Below are 15,167 nucleotides of genomic sequence, written 5' to 3'. Positions count from 1 at the left end.
CTGACAGCGTTCATGGAGTAGTTGTAGCCGACCGGTTAATTTCACACCATCATAGAAAGTAGTATGAAGACCGTATTGTATCCAACAGATTGTTCAACAGAATCGGCCCGGGCGCTGAAAGAATGGTTGTCGCGGCAGATCGGGGAGCCGGTGAAACTCACCATAGTGCAGCCATATGATGTTACGCCAGGCGCTCCGCCGGTCAAAGCCTCGTTTAAGGATGCCAAACAGCAGGCCGATCAGCGACTCAATCAGTGGGTTCAGGCTGCTGGTGTGATCGGTAAGGCCATTATTGACCAACGATCGATCCTGGGCGGTGCCGAGGTGCTGGTCAAATCGTTTCTGAGCCTGTACACCTATGATTTGCTGCTAATCGACGAGAATAGTTTCGGCCTCACCAATGGCGTTACTACTTTTCTGAATCAGACCCTGACAACGCTGGAGATTACTGACGAAGCCGACTACTCAACACTGGAACGGGCCGCCTGAGGCAGGCCACTCCCTTGCCAGGGTCTAGCACATAAATAACTCCTGAAGTCGCCTAAACTATTGGGTTTTAGCGTTGTCTAACAGACAACAGGAGTAATACGTATCAAAACAGCCGAAACTCCTGCCGTGTGTTTCGGCTGTTTTCGTTTCGGCTGAGAAATAACCTGAGGAACGCTGCTCCATACAAGCTATCTTTTTCTTATATTTATTTTTCCGGAAAACAGTAAACTCATGCGACGACACCATAAAGCCTATTTGGTAGCCATAGTAGTAAGCCTGCTGGCAACTATGACTTCCTATGCTCAGCAGGCCAGGGGGTATTCCATTGGGGACGCCATTGCTTCTTTTAGCCTGAAGAATGTAGACGGCCGGACAATTGGCCCTGGTGACTACCAGGGGCAGAAAGGATTGATTGTGATTTTTTCCAGCAACCACTGTCCGTTTTCAAAAGCGTACGAGGACCGGGTTCAGGAGTTAAACCGGAAATATTCGGCCCAGGGTTATCCGGTTATCGCTATCATGCCCAATGACCCGACAGCCTATGAAGAGGATTCGTTTGACCAGATGAAAATCCGGGCGAGCGAGAAAAACTTTTCATATCCCTATCTGCTGGACGATAGTCAGTCGGTTGCCCGGGCATTTGGGGCATCCCGCACGCCCCATGTATTTGTGCTCAAGCGATCGGGCGATCGCTTTATAGTAGAGTACATCGGGGCTATTGACGATAATCCGCAGGATGCTTCCGGTGTGCAGCGCCGGTATGTGGAAGAAGCCGTTAACAGTTTGCTGCTTGGGCGGCCGGTAGTGGTCACGACCACTAAAGCAATTGGCTGTGCTATCAAATGGAAAAACATGTGATTGGCACAAAATTTGGTGAGCTTTAGAGGCAAACCAACTAATTTCAACTAGGTTATGAAAAAGGTACAGTTATTTATTAAGCAGTTCATGGGAGTATCAATTCTGGCAGGTGCCCTGGCTTTTATGCAGGCCTGTGATAACAATAAAAACAATGCACGCACCGATGATGCACTGGAGCAAACAGGCGATGCCATAGAAGCTGATGTGAAAGACGCTACTGCTGATGCTCGTCTGGAAGCCGACCGGGCCGGTGACCGTATTGAGCGTGGTGCCAAAAATACAGCCGCTGATTTCCGCCGGGAGCGCGATGAGGCTGTAAACGGCATCAACCGCCGAATGAGTGAACTGGACCGTGAAATTGACGAATTACAGGCTAAAATAAAGCGGGAGGGACGCGAGGTAAAAGCTGAAACCCGGCAGAAACTGGATAATCTGAAGGATGAGCGCCGAGAGCTGAACGATGATCTGGATAGGGCTAAAAATGCGACGGCTGAGGCATGGCAGGACGTAAAACGTGGCTTTAAGCGGGCCGGCCGTAGCATCGGAAATGCCTTTGACCGTGCCGGTGAAAAACTGGATGGCGACGGCAACCCCAACCGATGAGAATTTTCTGTTTAAAGAAGTGAACTACAAAAAGCCCCGCCTTCATATGAAGGCGGGGCTTTTTATTTCCGATAGTGTAGCATATTTTCTACAGTCCTGCCAGTAACACATTAGTGAATGTTGGACAAATGTGTTTGAACGAAGCCACACACTAAGACGGGTAATCAATCGAGAATGCATACGTACAGGAATGTGTATTGGCAAACCCTAATAGGCTAAAAAAGAAAATAGCTTCTTGAGAAACAAGGCGTCTACAGCCGGGTTGTTCTTCTAAGAAAGACAAAACAGAGAGCTATTCCTAAGGTAATACCTCTCAGACAGCTATAATGAGTACTTCTATTGTAACGTTTACTGTTCTTCGGTATAATTCCGGTCAGCGGTATCATGCCTTTGCCAATATAGGACGATGGATGATGAAACCCTTTAAATCCACCGGACTCCAGTTTCAGAAAATGATGGGAAGCGGGCAGGGCTTTGGGGTGATTCCCGACCTCTCAACGTACGTATTTCTGGCGGTATGGGATAGCGAACGAGCGGCCAGGACTTTCTTCCAGGCAGATCAATGGCACCACTATATTCGCAAAGCCGCCCAAACCGGCACGCTCTGGATGAGACCCCTGAAATCACATGGACAATGGAACGGTGGCAACCCGTTTACAACGATCGACAAGACCCCAACACCGCCGGCTAATCTGCCGGTGGCCGTGCTCACCCGCGCTACCATCCGGACCGGTGCCCTGCTCGATTTCTGGCGGCACGTACCACAGGCCCGCCGGCGATTGGCAGAGCACCGGAACAACCTGTTGTTTTCGCTGGGTGTTGGCGAGAAGCCGCTGGTGCAGCAATGCACGGTGAGCGTCTGGCGCGATGATGCCGCTATTAATCAGTTTGCCTATCACCAGAGCGGGCATAAAGAAATTGTGCGGGCTACCCGTGAGCGCCATTGGTATACCGAAGAGTTATTTGCCCGTTTTACGGTCTTGCACGCCGAAGGTGACCTATTTGACTCAATCCGCCCATTAACGCAACTACCATTAAATAATAGCCCTCTTTCAGCTCAGCCCTTGTAATCCAGCAGGAAAAATTGTTATTTTGCGGGCTAAATTTCGTGTAAAACCGACATGTCGTTAATTAACAAAATCAGAGAGCGATCGGGAATAGCGGTGGCTATTATCGCTGTGAGTTTGATTCTGTTCATCGTAGGAGGAGATTTGCTGGGCGGCCGGAGTACCTTGTTCGGCGGCAATAGCCAGAAAGTTGGTGAAATCGATGGGCAATCTATTGACTACCAGGATTTCAATCTTAAAGTAGATGAACTGCGGGCTCAGTATGAGCAGCAAACCGGCCGGGCTCCCGGCGAACAGGAAATGACCCAGATTCGGGAGCAGGCCTGGAATCAGTTTATTTTTGAGATTGCCTACCAGCAACAGTTTGATAAACTGGGCCTGACCGTAACCAATGACGAACTGGTCGATATGGTACAGGGTGCCAACATCAGCCCCGCCGTTCGCCAGGCGTTTACCAATCCTCAAACCGGCGTTTTCGACAAGAATCTGGTCGTTAATTACCTGAAAGGGCTTAGCAGCCTGCCCCCTCAGCAACAATTGGCCTGGGCTAATTTTGAGAAGAACCTGTCTGCCGACCGTCTGCGGGAAAAATACGAAAACCTGATGCGCCTGTCGGTTTTTGCGACTACGGCCGAAGCGAAAAAGGAATATGAGGCTCAGAATACCAAAGCCGATGTTAAATTTTTGTATGTGCCGTACTATACCATCAACGACACAACGGTGAAAGTAACCGACTCCCAACTGAAGGAGTACCTGAATAATCACAAGGATGAGTTTCCCGGTGCTGATACCCGGAGTATTCAGTACGTTACCTTTGCGGTTAACCCATCTGGTGAGGATAGCGTAGCGCTGTACAACCAGATCAAGTCACTGGCCCGCGGCCTGGGTGCTGCCCCGAATGATTCATCCTTTGCCCGCCTGAACAGCGATGTACCGTTGCCGCTATACATGACCGCCGGTGAGATGCCGGAGCAACTCCGCAACGCTATTCCGACGTTCTCGCCGGGTGGTATCTACGGCCCGTACAAAGAGGGTAATACTTATTTTATCTATAAGTACGGCGGCACCAAGAAAGACACCAATTACACAGTTCGGGCCAGCCATATCCTGATTCGTCCGTTTGCGCAGACCGACTCCGCAAAGGCGCAGGCCCGTCGGCAAGCCGAAGCTCTGCTCAAGCAGATTGTAGGGGGCGCCAGCTTTGAAGCCCTGGCGGCAGCGAACAGTGCCGATGGTTCGGCTCAGAACGGTGGTGACCTGGGTTACTTTAAAAACAACGGTCAGATGGTGAAGCCGTTTGAAGAAGCCGTTTTCAATTTCAACGGCACGGGTGTTATTCCCCGGATAGTTGAAACGCAATACGGCTACCACATCCTTAAGGTAACCGAGCCGAAAACGAATACGCTGTATCGCGTAGCGGCTATCGGCAAGACCATCACCCCAAGCCAGATCACCCGCGATGAAGCCCTGCGCCGGGCCGATCAGTTTGCCGCTGAAGCCAATAACCGGGACGATTTTGATAAGAAAGTTAAGGAAGACCGGAACCTGATTGCCGCTACCGCCGAACGGATTCCGGAAACCGCTACCAACATTAACGCCCTGGCTGATGCCCGTCAGGTTGTTCGCTGGGCTTTCGACGATAAGACATCAATCGGCGATGTATCGGAGCCGTTTGAAGTTGGTGACCAGTACGTAGTTGCTGTACTGACCGGCAAAACCAATAAGGACGATGTACAGGTTGAGGACTACCGGGCAGAACTGACCGCTAAGGTGCGTAACCAACTGAAAGCAGAGCAAATAATCAGTAAGCTGGGCAACGCCAACGGTAGCCTGGAGAGCATTGCGCAGAAGTACGGTGCCGGTGCGATTGTGGAGACCGCCGAAAACATTAACCTGGCAACGGGTTTCCTCCGCAGTGCAGGTATCGATCCAGCCGGCCTTGGTCGTGCGTTTGGTCTGAAACCGGGTAAGCGCTCGAAGCCGATTGCCGGTGAAAGCGGGGTACTGATTGTAGAGCCTCAGCAAATAACGCCGGCTCCGGCCATTGCTGATTACGCGCAGTATAAAAACCAGATTCAGCAGAATGTAGCTTCCCGTACGGGCTTTTATATCAACGAAGCCATCAAGGATGCCGCCAAGATTGAAGACCGCCGGGCTAAGTTTTATTAGTAGCCTGTAGAGCATAGAAAAAAGCCTCCGACGCAATCGGAGGCTTTTTTGTTGGTAAGTCCACCAGCATTACATCAGTTCCTGCACCGCCAGCCACGCCATCAGACCGGCGCCTGTTTCAAGGGCAGACTCATCAATGTCGAAGGTAGGGGTATGAACACCGGAGACAATGCCCAGTGCTTCATTGCGGGTACCAAGCCGGTAAAAGCAGGAGTCGACTACCTGCGAGTAAAACGCAAAGTCTTCGCCCGCCATCCAGAGGTCCAGGTCAATAACGTTATCAGCTCCCATATAATCCACCGCAGCGGAGCGCATCCGGCGGGTCAGTTCAGGGTGATTCTTCAGGAACGGATAACCGCGCACAACGTCAAATTCGCAGCTTCCTCCCATAGCCTCGGCAATGCCTTCGGCCATTTTCTTCATCCGGCGCAACCCGTCCTCGCGCCATTCTTCGTCCATGCAGCGGAAAGTACCCTGAATGGTCACTTCGTTCGGAATCACATTCGTCACGCCATCGGCAATAAACCGCCCAAACGACAGCACCGATGGGTTGGCCGGCTTGCGGTTGCGGCTGATGATCTGCTGTAACGAAACGATGATGTGCGAAGCTATCAGCACCGGGTCGATCAACTGATCGGGCATGGCCCCGTGACCACCCTTTCCTTTTACGGTCAGGTACAGCTCATCCGTGCTGGCCATGTACATACCCTCCCGAAAACCGATTTTACCCACCGGCACATTGGGGGCAACATGCTGCCCCAGCATACTGGCCGGGGCGGGGTTTTCCAGTACACCCTCTTTAATCATCAGCGAGGCTCCGCCGGGGGCTTTCTCCTCTGCCGGCTGGAACACCAGCTTTACCGTACCTTCGAACTGGTCGCGCAGGACGTTCAGGATACGGGCCGTACCGAGCAGCGACGACGTATGCACATCATGACCACAGGCGTGCATAACCCCCGCCACTGTCGATTTATAGGATACGTCATTGGCTTCGTGAATAGGCAGAGCGTCCATATCGGCTCGCAGACCAACTACCCGGCTCTGCGGGTTACGCCCTGCAATAATGGCCACCAGGCCAGTATTGGCTACACCTTCCTGCGGTTGCAGGCCGATAGCCTTAAGTTCATTGGCCACAAACCGGGCGGTGTTATATTCGTGAAACGACAACTCCGGGTTGGCATGGAGGTGCCGCCGATTGGCTACAATATCCGGAGCGTACTGCCGGGCGAGTGATTTTATGTTTTCCTGAAGGTTCATAATCAGTGCCAGCATTGCTGCCGGTTTTAAGGTAGACAGGCACAAAAATACGAGGTTTAGCCGGGAGTTCCGCAGCACCGGAACTGGTTATGGGCAGGGTACAACCGTATCTGCCTCTCTAATCCGGAAACGGGGGAACGCATTATTCTCTGGCAGCCAATGTCTGGTAATCGTCGATCACTATTTTCAGAAATGCACGGGCAGGCAGATCGGTCCGGATGCCGGTTACCTCTTTAACACGCTCTGCCGTTCGGGTCACCACGGCTTCGCTACCCCGACGCATGGCCTCCCGCACAATCTGAATGTCCCGGTCGGTGAGGAGACGTACATCGGGAAACTGCACTTCATAGGTTTCGGGTAACGATTGATAGGTCACATCAGCCAGCGATACCTTCGCTTTGGTTTTCACTACGGTGGTTCCGGCGGCCATATCGCCCAGCCGCTGCCCTTTGCCGTTGGCCGCAATGGCAATAACCGCCACCAGCCCACCCAGCAACCGGGTATCAACGATCCGGAGCAGCCACCGGATCAGATATGCGCCCAGGCTTGGCTGGGAGCCGTTGAGCATCACCACCCGAATATCCATCGCAATTTTCCCGAGCGTCTGTCCGTTAAGCTGCCACTCGCAGATGAGGTCGTAAAACAGCAGGGGCAAGAGCATCAGGACTACATAAAATGTATTCGGGTTTAGTTTCAGCACCCCGACCGGCACAAAAATGACCAGCAGCACCCAGCCGATAAACACCAGGTAGTCGATAAGTGTAGCCATGATTCGTTCCCCAATGCTGGCGGGTTCATATTCGAGCAGTACATTTTGAGACGTTTGGATGGTAACTGACATAGATCGCAAAAAAACTGGCGACAAATTGGGAAAAGAGCCGTTTTAAACCAAAATTGGTATAGCGAACTTAGCTATATTTGGCAACATAGCGTTTCTTTCGCGCTGATTTTTGGCGTACTCACTATGCGTGAACCGGTCTTTATCAAACGAAATACGCCCAGGTGGCAGGCTATAGAAGACAACCCGACCAGAGACCCGGACGAACTGACGGAGCGGTATATCGAACTTACCGATGATTTGTCGTACGCCCGGACGTTTTATCCGGAGTCTGCCGTCACGCGCTACCTCAACGGGCTGGCTGCGCAGATGCACCGGGGCCTGATGCAAAGCAAACGCGAAGACAGCAGCCGCTTCATCACCTTCTGGCAGTATGAGCTGCCGCTGCTCTTCCGGCAGTCGCACCGGCTGCTGGCAGTTTCGTTTATCATCTTTTTTGTCGCCTGTCTGCTCGGATGGGTGTCGGCTGCCAACGACGATACGTTTGTGCGCCTGATTATGGGCGATGACTACGTGAACATGACGCTGGAAAACATCAAAAAAGGTGATCCGCTGGGGGTTTACGGCGGCAGCGATCAGGCAACCATGTTCTTACAGATCACGCTGAACAATATCTACGTGTCGCTTCGGACCTTTGTGCTGGGTCTGGTGGCCTCGTTCGGCACCATTGCCGTCTTGTTCAGCAACGGCGTTATGCTGGGCTCGTTTCAGTATTTTTTCTATGAACAGGGGTTGCTGCTGGAGTCGGTGCTGAAAATCTGGATTCACGGAACCCTGGAGATTTCGGCGATTATCATTGCCGGTTGCGCCGGCCTGACCCTGGGCAATAGTCTGCTGTTTCCCGGCACCTATTCCCGACGGGAGTCGTTTGTTCGCGGTGCCCGGCAGGGCCTGAAAATCTGCGTTGGCCTGGTGCCGATCTTTATAGCGGCCGGCTTTCTGGAGAGCTTTGTGACCCGCCTGACGCTGCATCCGGCGGTCAGCCTGGCTATTATCCTGAGTTCGGCGGCTTTTATCATCTGGTATTTTATCATTTACCCGATCCGGCTCAATACCGTCCGCCAGCCCTAACAATATCCTCTCCTCCTCTTACCCAATCGACGTATGCACCTTTTTCAGGAACGCGATTTTGGCGAAAAAATAAACGCCACGTTTGCCTACACCACCCAAAATTTCCGGAGCCTGCTGCCGGCGCTGCTGTACATTGCCGGTCCGGTAGCGCTCCTGGCAGGTATTGCAGAAGGGGTTTTCCAATCGGAACTGCTCACCGGGCAATCTCCGTTCGGCAGTGATGCACCCTCGGCGGGCGATCAGATAAGTATTCTTTATAAAGGTGGTTTTAGTATATTCTTTCTTTCCAATATTCTGAAAATCCTGGCCAACCTGATTGCCAGTCTGGTAGTCTATAGCCATTTATACCTATACAACCGGAACGCCAGTGTCTTTATCGACGCGGGTGTAATCTGGCCCGAAATTGTATCGGCGCTGGGCCGGTCGCTCTGGATTACCTTTGTGTCGTTCTGGTTAGCGCTGCTGGGCTTTGTTTTTATAATTATTCCTGGCATATACATCGGCGTGGTGCTGTCCCTGGCGCTGCCGGTGACGGTATTCGAGAAGTCCGGCCTGAGCAGAACCATCAGCCGCTGTTTTCAGCTCATCTCAGATAAGTGGTGGTCAACCTTCGGCCTGCTGGTTATCATGGCCCTTATTGTTCTGGTGCTTGGTTTTGGTTTCTCCATACCCGCAGCCTTAGTCAACATCTTGACGGCGCTGAAAATACTGCCGAACACCCCGGCAATCGTGACGGTCCTGGTCAGCGCCATCAGCACCGTAGGCGTTACGTTGTTATCGGCCCTGGTGGCCCTGGCCATTGGTTTCCAGTATTTTAATCTGGTCGAACGCCAGGAAGGCACCGGCCTGCTGTCGGCCATCGACACGATTGGGACTTCGTTTACCCGACCTACAGCGCAGGATGAAGGCGATTATTAAACTCCGGCTGACTGGTCGGCTGCTGGTGTGGCTGCTGCTGACCGTAAGCCCGGCTGTGGCTCAACCTGCAAAGGTACCTACCGATACCACGTTTCCCGGCCGGGACGACCGGCAGCCGATGCAGGTACGCTACCCGGCCGCCGAAAAGCTACAGGAGTATCGGACCAGCCGGGATTACCAGTACCAGCGAGACACCCGCCCACTCGACAACCCGCTGCTGAAGTTCTGGTTCTGGATCCAGAAGTCGATAGCTGATTTTCTGCGCAGTACCGCTTACCGGAACTTCTGGCAGTATGTGTTTCTGGCGGTAATTGTCGGCTACAGCATATACCTGCTTATCAAAGCCGAGGTGCTGGGGTTTCTGCTTCCCCGGAAGGCAGCGCCCTCTCCCCTGCCCTATGAGCAGGTAACCAGCAATATTCACGAAATCAACTTTGGCGAAGCCCTGGACGAGGTTATCCGCCGGGGTAACTACCGACTGGCCGTGCGGCTGCTATACCTGCGTACCCTGAAGCAACTTACCGATCAGGAACTGATTGACTGGCAGCCGGATAAAACCAACCGGCAGTATGTTTACGAATTGCAAACAAGCCCCTTGCAGGCTGACTTTGAATTGCTGACAACCGCATTTGATTTTGCCTGGTACGGCGATTTCCCCGTTGACCAGCAGACGTTTGAACGGGTACAGGCCGACTTTCATGACTTTGACGAACAATTGCAACTGCACGCCAAGCCACAGAGTCGCTAAGAGAGCGCCTACTGACGCTAAGGCCGGTGCTACACCTTTGAACTTTTTAACTGGTGAGACCAAATAAATACCTGCTGATTCTGCTGGCAACAGTAATTGGCTACACCCTTTTCGAGTATTACCGCCCGAAGCCCATCGACTGGAAAGAGTCCTACATGAACAAGGATAAAATTCCGTTCGGGACAAGGGCGTTGTATGAGCTATTGCCCGATATAATGCAGCAACGGTTGGTGACCAGTTTGCGCATTCCGATCTATAATCACCTTTCGAAGCGTACTGTATCAATCCCTGGCAATTATATCTTCGTCTGCCGGGGCTTTGCTGCCAGTCAGTCCGACATCCGGCTGCTGCTCCGGTACGTGAATCAGGGCAGTGATGTCTTTATTTCGGCCTATTATTTTCCGGACTCCCTAGCGAATGTGCTGGGCTTTAGAACCGAAGAAAAAGCGCCTAAACTGGTCGATACCGCCCTGGTCAATAACTTCACCAACCCGGCACTTCGGAAACCGGGCGGCTATATTTTCCGCCACGACGACGGACGCAACTACTTGGCGCTGACCCGCCCGGCAGGTATTACGGTACTTGGTCGGAATGCCCGCCGGGAGCCGGTTTTTATCCAAATCAGGCACGGCCAGGGCCATTTTTATATTCATAACCTGCCCCTGGCCTTCACCAATTATTACGTTCTCAACCCCGCCACCTCGGAGTATGCCTTTAAAGCGCTCTCCTACCTGCCGCCCCGCCCTACTTACTGGGACGAATTTATGAAACAGGGGCGTTTTGACGAAGACCAGGAGTCTGTGTTTCGGTTTATTTTTACCCAACCGGCGCTCATCTGGGCCTATTACCTGGTGTTGTTCGGTTTGCTGTTATACGCCATCTTTGCGGGTAAACGTACCCAGCGCATCATACCGGTAGTGGAGCCGCCCCGCAATACGTCGCTGGAGTTTGTACAAACCATTGGCCGGTTGTATTTTCACCAGGGAGACCACGATAACCTGGCCCGAAAAAAAATTCAATACTTTCTGGCGTACGTGCGCGAGCAGTTTGGATTGAACACAACGGTACTCGACAAAAGCTTTGCCGAAACCCTGGCCCGCAAAAGTGGCGTACCCGACGAAGACGTAACGGCGCTGGTCCGTCGGATCGACGCAGCCCGGCGCAGTACGCTGCTGTCGGAATATGAACTCCTGAGCCTGAATCAGCAAATAGAATCCTTTTATCAACACGTAAACACCTGAACGCCCTAACTGCGTTTATGCCTAACGATGACTCCTTTTGAAACTCGCCTGGATTTAAACGACCTGAAAACCGCTATCGACACCATCCGGGCCGAAGTCGGCAAGGTGATCGTCGGGCAGCACCAGCCGATTGATTTGCTCCTGACGGCCCTGCTGGCCGATGGCCACGTACTACTGGAAGGCGTACCGGGGGTTGCCAAAACCCTGACGGCCAAGCTACTGGCGAAGACCCTCTCGGTCGACTTCAGCCGCATTCAGTTTACGCCCGACCTGATGCCGTCGGATGTGCTGGGTACGTCGGTTTTCAACCCCAAGCTGTCCGACTTTGAGTTCAAGCAGGGACCCATTTTCGCCAATGTCGTGCTGATCGACGAGATCAACCGGGCACCGGCTAAGACGCAGTCGGCCCTGTTTGAAGTGATGGAGGAGCGGCAGATCACCTACGACGGCACCACCTACCCAATGGCCGAGCCGTTTCTGGTGCTGGCCACCCAAAATCCCATCGAGCAGGAAGGTACCTACCGCCTGCCGGAAGCACAACTCGACCGGTTTCTGTTTAAAGTGGTGATCGGCTACCCCGAGCCGCAGGAGGAAATAGATATTCTGAAGGGGCACCACGCCCGCCGGAACCTGACGGATGCCGTAGCGGCTATTCGGCCCGTGCTCTCCGCCGAACAACTGCAGGCGCTGCGCCTGAAGGTACACCAGGTGCATGTTGAAGATAAACTGTTTGACTACATCGCCCAGATTGTCCGCAGCACCCGCGCCAACAAAGCCTTGTACCTGGGCGCTTCACCAAGGGCAGCCGTAGCGCTGCTGAACAGCGCCAAAGCTCTGGCCACCCTACGGAATCGGGACTTTATAACGCCGGAAGATGTGCAGGAATTGGCCACGCCGGTGCTGCGCCATCGGGTGCTGCTCACACCCGAACGCGAAATGGAAGGTGGCACCGCCGATGAGGTAATCGGGCAGCTTGTTCACCGGATCGAGGTGCCCCGGTAGGTGGGTAACCAGACCAGGTGGTAGTGCTCATATTGCTTGTGGAGCCTGGGTCGTGGCAAAGGAGTGTCTGGAAGTAGCGGTAAACTGTCCGTCTACTATCTCGTCTTTCACCACAAACAGCGGTCGGCCCTTTACCTGAAAGAAAATTCGTAACACATACTCGCCAATAATCCCGAGCGCTACCAACTGAACGCCACTAAACCAGATTATGATAAACAGCAAGGCGGTGAAGCCCTCCGGTACATGACCAAAAGCGAAGCGTTTTACCAGTGTAACCCCCAGGTAAAGCACGGCAATGGAAATGGCAAATATGCCCAATCGGGTAATAAAGCTGATGGGGGCTTCGCTAAAATTGAAAATCCCGTTATAAGCCAGCCGCCACAGCATCTTGAACGAGTATTTGGGGCTGCCGGCAACGCGGCCGCTTCGCTCGTAGGGAACGCCAATCTGCTTAAAGCCGATCCAGGTCCGCATACCCCGGATATACCGACTTTCTTCAGGCATCCGGTTTAGTACGTTCAGCACCCGGCGGCTGATCAGCGAAAAGTCGCCACTGTCCAGCGGAATATCAATATAAGAAATCGTGCGCAGGATCCGGTAGAACATAAAATACGCCATTCGCTTAAACCAGCCTTCTTTACGCTGCTTCCGGACCGCATATACGACATCGTACCCCTCCTGATAATGCCTGTAAAATTCCGATAATAATTCGGGGGGGTCCTGCAGGTCTCCATCAATAACCATAACGGCCTCCGTTCCTCTGGCTGCCGCCAAACCAGCGCTCAGGGCCGTCTGATGGCCGTAATTGCGCGATAGGAATACACAATGATAGCGCTCGTCGGTAAGTGCCAGTTGCTGCATCAGCACGGCTGTATTGTCGCGGCTCCCATCATCTATCAAAACAATCTCAATGGTCAGATCTGATGAATCCATCAGTGCATTCAGCCGCTGAATCAGATGAGGGAATGATTCACTCTCGTTGTAGAGCGGAGCTATAATAGATATCTGTGGAACGTTCAACAAAGCCTTCAATCAGTTTGTGTACCAACAAAAATATAGAGTTCCTGGAAGAACCCATGCGTCCCGCTGGTAGATTTATTCAGTGGTCGGCTCATCAGTTACTTATTTTCCGGCTCCTGGTATAGCTGTATCAGGCTTTATCTTCTGTGTAGCCTGATAAGTCGTCATAATTCCGTCGTTTACACGAACCAACTGAACCGAGCACGAGTCTGCGCCAAATAGCATAGGCCGGGGAATGCCTACACCAAAGCCCCTCTCGTACCAGCTGAATCCGGCAAGCCCCAGATTTGGGTTCGGTTCTGCCTTAAACAGCAGGTTCAGACTGGGTGAATACACGCGCACAAACAAGCCGGCATCCCGCGACCAGGCCACAGCCTTGGGGAACGACACGGTATCATTTTTAACGACAAAGTACTCGGGGTCGTAAGAAATTTCTACAGGAATCTGTTGCCGGGCGGTCGGCTGAGCCAGGGCCGAGCTGAGTTGGGTCGTAAACGAATCCTGCGGATAGGTATACAGCTTTCTGGCGACAGACTGGTCCATTATACCGGCCACAAAACCGGCAAAGGGTGTTCCTGGTAAGGTACTAAGGCCGAAGCCATTGTGCACCTGGTTTACCATCATCGACAGAATAATTTTCCGGCGTTCAATCACCAGCGGAGTATACTGCCAGTACGATAATACCGAAATAAGGCCACTCGCACCCAGGATGATTGCCATTTGCCGACCCGGCCTGGCCTTGCGTCGAAGCGGACTAAAGACATACATGCTATACGCCAGTACCAGAAACAGAGTTGGATAAATTTTATAGTTGCTAATCAGCATAACAGGAAAACCGAACCGCAGCCGAAATACCGCTATGATAACAGCAGTGGTAAGTAAATAAAGCATACAGCCCACCAAAAACATTTCGGTAGTATTAATAAGCGACAGCCGCTCCCGAACTATACGCCAGTTGAGTACCAGCGGTGTGTTGGCGGGGCGGAGCAGTAAACTGCTGAACCAGAAAAGGAGCCAGGTAGTTATAAAAAAGCCGGCAATAATGGGGAGCACCACTCTTGGTCGTAGTGGGCTATAGGGCATAAAGTCGAACAAGCCACCGATGAAGGTAAAAAAAGCCAGTAGCGTTTCCAGAGGATGCGAGTAGGCATAAATCGGACCGGATTCATTTCCCTGAGTGGTGAACCCGGTAAAGTAGGCGGCCATACTCAGTATGCCGGTTAGTATCCAGGCAATGGCAGCACTGAACCGGACCTGAAGCAGCAGTATCCCTAAGCCGGCAAACCAGATAAACATACCGTTCCCGTTGGTAAAGGTGGCAACAATGGCCAGCAACAGAGCCGGCATCAGGTTGTACCGCAGGTTCCGGCCGGCCAGCAGGTAAAGAGACAGAAAGCAGAAAAATACAACGGGCTGATGCTGCAGACCGGTTATTGCCCAAAAGGTGGTTAGGTAGAACTGAGGCTGAAAAATCAGCAAGGATAACGGAATCAGGTACAGCAGCGGTACCCGGTTCCTGACAAACACCCACACAAACAACGCCCAGGTACCAATCAGGCAAAGTAATCCGCCGGCTATCAGAATCCGAAAATCAAGGGTGCCGGTCGCCAGATACGTAAGCAGCGTTAGCAGCCGGGCAAAAACAATCCGGTATTCATTAACAGGCCTCAGAACAACCGAAAGCTTATCTGTCCAGGTCGACGCGTTCAGATACTCCAGCAGGAATCCTGTGAACGATTCAACATCATCATACCAGGGAACATTAACCGTATACCGGTAGCCTAGCCAGATAAGGACCAGCGGGGGAATGCCAATTAGCGCATAAACCCAAACAAGCCGTCGTGAAAACGGTATACCGGTTTCTCCAGGTACAGGCTCCCGCATTA

14 protein-coding genes are annotated in these 15,167 nt (G+C 52.5%); 10 read left to right on the top strand and 4 right to left on the bottom strand.

Features of this window, described 5'->3' with window-relative positions:
- The first annotated feature begins 63 nt into the window (after window positions 1-63).
- The 5 genes from ABD931_RS24685 (at window position 64) to ABD931_RS24665 (ending at window position 5,186) form a co-directional block, all read left to right on the top strand.
- Window positions 64-489, top strand: coding sequence for a hypothetical protein (locus ABD931_RS24685; RefSeq protein WP_345270692.1), 426 nt, complete (start codon window positions 64-66; stop codon window positions 487-489).
- Window positions 490-720: 231 nt separating this feature from the next.
- Window positions 721-1,347: a thioredoxin family protein gene (locus ABD931_RS24680; RefSeq protein ID WP_345270691.1), complete on the top strand. Its 627-nt coding sequence runs from the start codon at window positions 721-723 to the stop codon at window positions 1,345-1,347.
- Between the two features lie 54 nt (window positions 1,348-1,401).
- Complete coding sequence (locus ABD931_RS24675; protein WP_345270690.1) at window positions 1,402-1,950, top strand: sll1863 family stress response protein; 549 nt, start codon at window positions 1,402-1,404, stop codon at window positions 1,948-1,950.
- A gap of 326 nt (window positions 1,951-2,276) precedes the next feature.
- On the top strand, window positions 2,277-3,020 hold the full coding sequence (locus ABD931_RS24670; RefSeq protein ID WP_345270689.1) for a DUF3291 domain-containing protein: 744 nt from the start codon (window positions 2,277-2,279) through the stop codon (window positions 3,018-3,020).
- A 51-nt stretch (window positions 3,021-3,071) separates the two neighbouring features.
- Window positions 3,072-5,186: a peptidylprolyl isomerase gene (locus ABD931_RS24665; RefSeq protein ID WP_345270688.1), complete on the top strand. Its 2,115-nt coding sequence runs from the start codon at window positions 3,072-3,074 to the stop codon at window positions 5,184-5,186.
- A 69-nt stretch (window positions 5,187-5,255) separates the two neighbouring features.
- Here the strand turns inward: ABD931_RS24665 and ABD931_RS24660 are convergent, their stop codons facing one another.
- Both ABD931_RS24660 and ABD931_RS24655 read right to left on the bottom strand, forming a co-directional pair.
- Window positions 5,256-6,458, bottom strand: a complete 1,203-nt coding sequence (locus ABD931_RS24660) for a M20 metallopeptidase family protein (protein WP_345270687.1) — start codon at window positions 6,456-6,458, stop codon at window positions 5,256-5,258.
- Between the two features lie 127 nt (window positions 6,459-6,585).
- On the bottom strand, window positions 6,586-7,284 hold the full coding sequence (locus ABD931_RS24655) for an RDD family protein (RefSeq protein WP_345270686.1): 699 nt from the start codon (window positions 7,282-7,284) through the stop codon (window positions 6,586-6,588).
- Window positions 7,285-7,407: 123 nt separating this feature from the next.
- Here ABD931_RS24655 and ABD931_RS24650 point away from each other — a divergent pair, with 123 nt between their 5' ends.
- From ABD931_RS24650 to ABD931_RS24630, 5 genes are read left to right on the top strand one after another with little or no spacing between them, the layout of a single operon-like run.
- Window positions 7,408-8,352, top strand: coding sequence for a stage II sporulation protein M (locus ABD931_RS24650; protein ID WP_345270685.1), 945 nt, complete (start codon window positions 7,408-7,410; stop codon window positions 8,350-8,352).
- Between the two features lie 33 nt (window positions 8,353-8,385).
- Window positions 8,386-9,270, top strand: a complete 885-nt coding sequence (locus ABD931_RS24645; RefSeq protein WP_345270684.1) for a hypothetical protein — start codon at window positions 8,386-8,388, stop codon at window positions 9,268-9,270.
- The gene (locus ABD931_RS24640; protein ID WP_345270683.1) at window positions 9,254-10,018 is read left to right on the top strand and encodes a DUF4129 domain-containing protein; all 765 of its coding nucleotides are present in this window, start codon (window positions 9,254-9,256) and stop codon (window positions 10,016-10,018) included. Before ABD931_RS24645 ends, ABD931_RS24640 begins: the two co-directional genes overlap by 17 nt.
- Window positions 10,019-10,071: 53 nt before the next feature.
- Complete coding sequence (locus tag ABD931_RS24635; RefSeq protein ID WP_345270682.1) at window positions 10,072-11,259, top strand: DUF4350 domain-containing protein; 1,188 nt, start codon at window positions 10,072-10,074, stop codon at window positions 11,257-11,259.
- Window positions 11,260-11,286: 27 nt separating this feature from the next.
- A complete protein-coding gene (locus tag ABD931_RS24630; protein WP_345270681.1) occupies window positions 11,287-12,261 on the top strand; it encodes an AAA family ATPase in 975 nt (324 codons plus the stop codon).
- Window positions 12,262-12,288: 27 nt separating this feature from the next.
- Here the strand turns inward: ABD931_RS24630 and ABD931_RS24625 are convergent, their stop codons facing one another.
- Window positions 12,289-13,281: a glycosyltransferase family 2 protein gene (locus tag ABD931_RS24625; protein ID WP_345270716.1), complete on the bottom strand. Its 993-nt coding sequence runs from the start codon at window positions 13,279-13,281 to the stop codon at window positions 12,289-12,291.
- A 102-nt stretch (window positions 13,282-13,383) separates the two neighbouring features.
- Window positions 13,384-15,165: a hypothetical protein gene (locus ABD931_RS29395; protein WP_345270680.1), complete on the bottom strand. Its 1,782-nt coding sequence runs from the start codon at window positions 15,163-15,165 to the stop codon at window positions 13,384-13,386.
- Window positions 15,166-15,167: the final 2 nt, after the last annotated feature.

It is taken from the genome of Nibrella viscosa (genome assembly GCF_039541875.1).
Classification (GTDB): domain Bacteria; phylum Bacteroidota; class Bacteroidia; order Cytophagales; family Spirosomataceae; genus Nibrella; species Nibrella viscosa.
The sequence above is the reverse complement of the archived record's forward strand: the minus strand, read 5'-3'. Positions and strand labels throughout refer to the sequence as shown.

Excerpts from the sequence above, each read along its gene's own strand:
- ABD931_RS24685 (WP_345270692.1), top strand. The coding sequence starts at position 64 with ATGAAGACCGTATTGTATCCAACAGATTGTTCAACAGAATCGGCCCGG.
- ABD931_RS24680 (WP_345270691.1), top strand. The coding sequence starts at position 721 with ATGCGACGACACCATAAAGCCTATTTGGTAGCCATAGTAGTAAGCCTG.
- ABD931_RS24675 (WP_345270690.1), top strand. The coding sequence starts at position 1,402 with ATGAAAAAGGTACAGTTATTTATTAAGCAGTTCATGGGAGTATCAATT.
- ABD931_RS24670 (WP_345270689.1), top strand. The coding sequence starts at position 2,277 with ATGAGTACTTCTATTGTAACGTTTACTGTTCTTCGGTATAATTCCGGT.
- ABD931_RS24665 (WP_345270688.1), top strand. The coding sequence starts at position 3,072 with ATGTCGTTAATTAACAAAATCAGAGAGCGATCGGGAATAGCGGTGGCT.
- ABD931_RS24660 (WP_345270687.1), bottom strand. The coding sequence starts at position 6,458 with ATGCTGGCACTGATTATGAACCTTCAGGAAAACATAAAATCACTCGCC.
- ABD931_RS24655 (WP_345270686.1), bottom strand. The coding sequence starts at position 7,284 with ATGTCAGTTACCATCCAAACGTCTCAAAATGTACTGCTCGAATATGAA.
- ABD931_RS24650 (WP_345270685.1), top strand. The coding sequence starts at position 7,408 with ATGCGTGAACCGGTCTTTATCAAACGAAATACGCCCAGGTGGCAGGCT.
- ABD931_RS24645 (WP_345270684.1), top strand. The coding sequence starts at position 8,386 with ATGCACCTTTTTCAGGAACGCGATTTTGGCGAAAAAATAAACGCCACG.
- ABD931_RS24640 (WP_345270683.1), top strand. The coding sequence starts at position 9,254 with ATGAAGGCGATTATTAAACTCCGGCTGACTGGTCGGCTGCTGGTGTGG.
- ABD931_RS24630 (WP_345270681.1), top strand. The coding sequence starts at position 11,287 with ATGACTCCTTTTGAAACTCGCCTGGATTTAAACGACCTGAAAACCGCT.
- ABD931_RS29395 (WP_345270680.1), bottom strand. The coding sequence starts at position 15,165 with ATGCGGGAGCCTGTACCTGGAGAAACCGGTATACCGTTTTCACGACGG.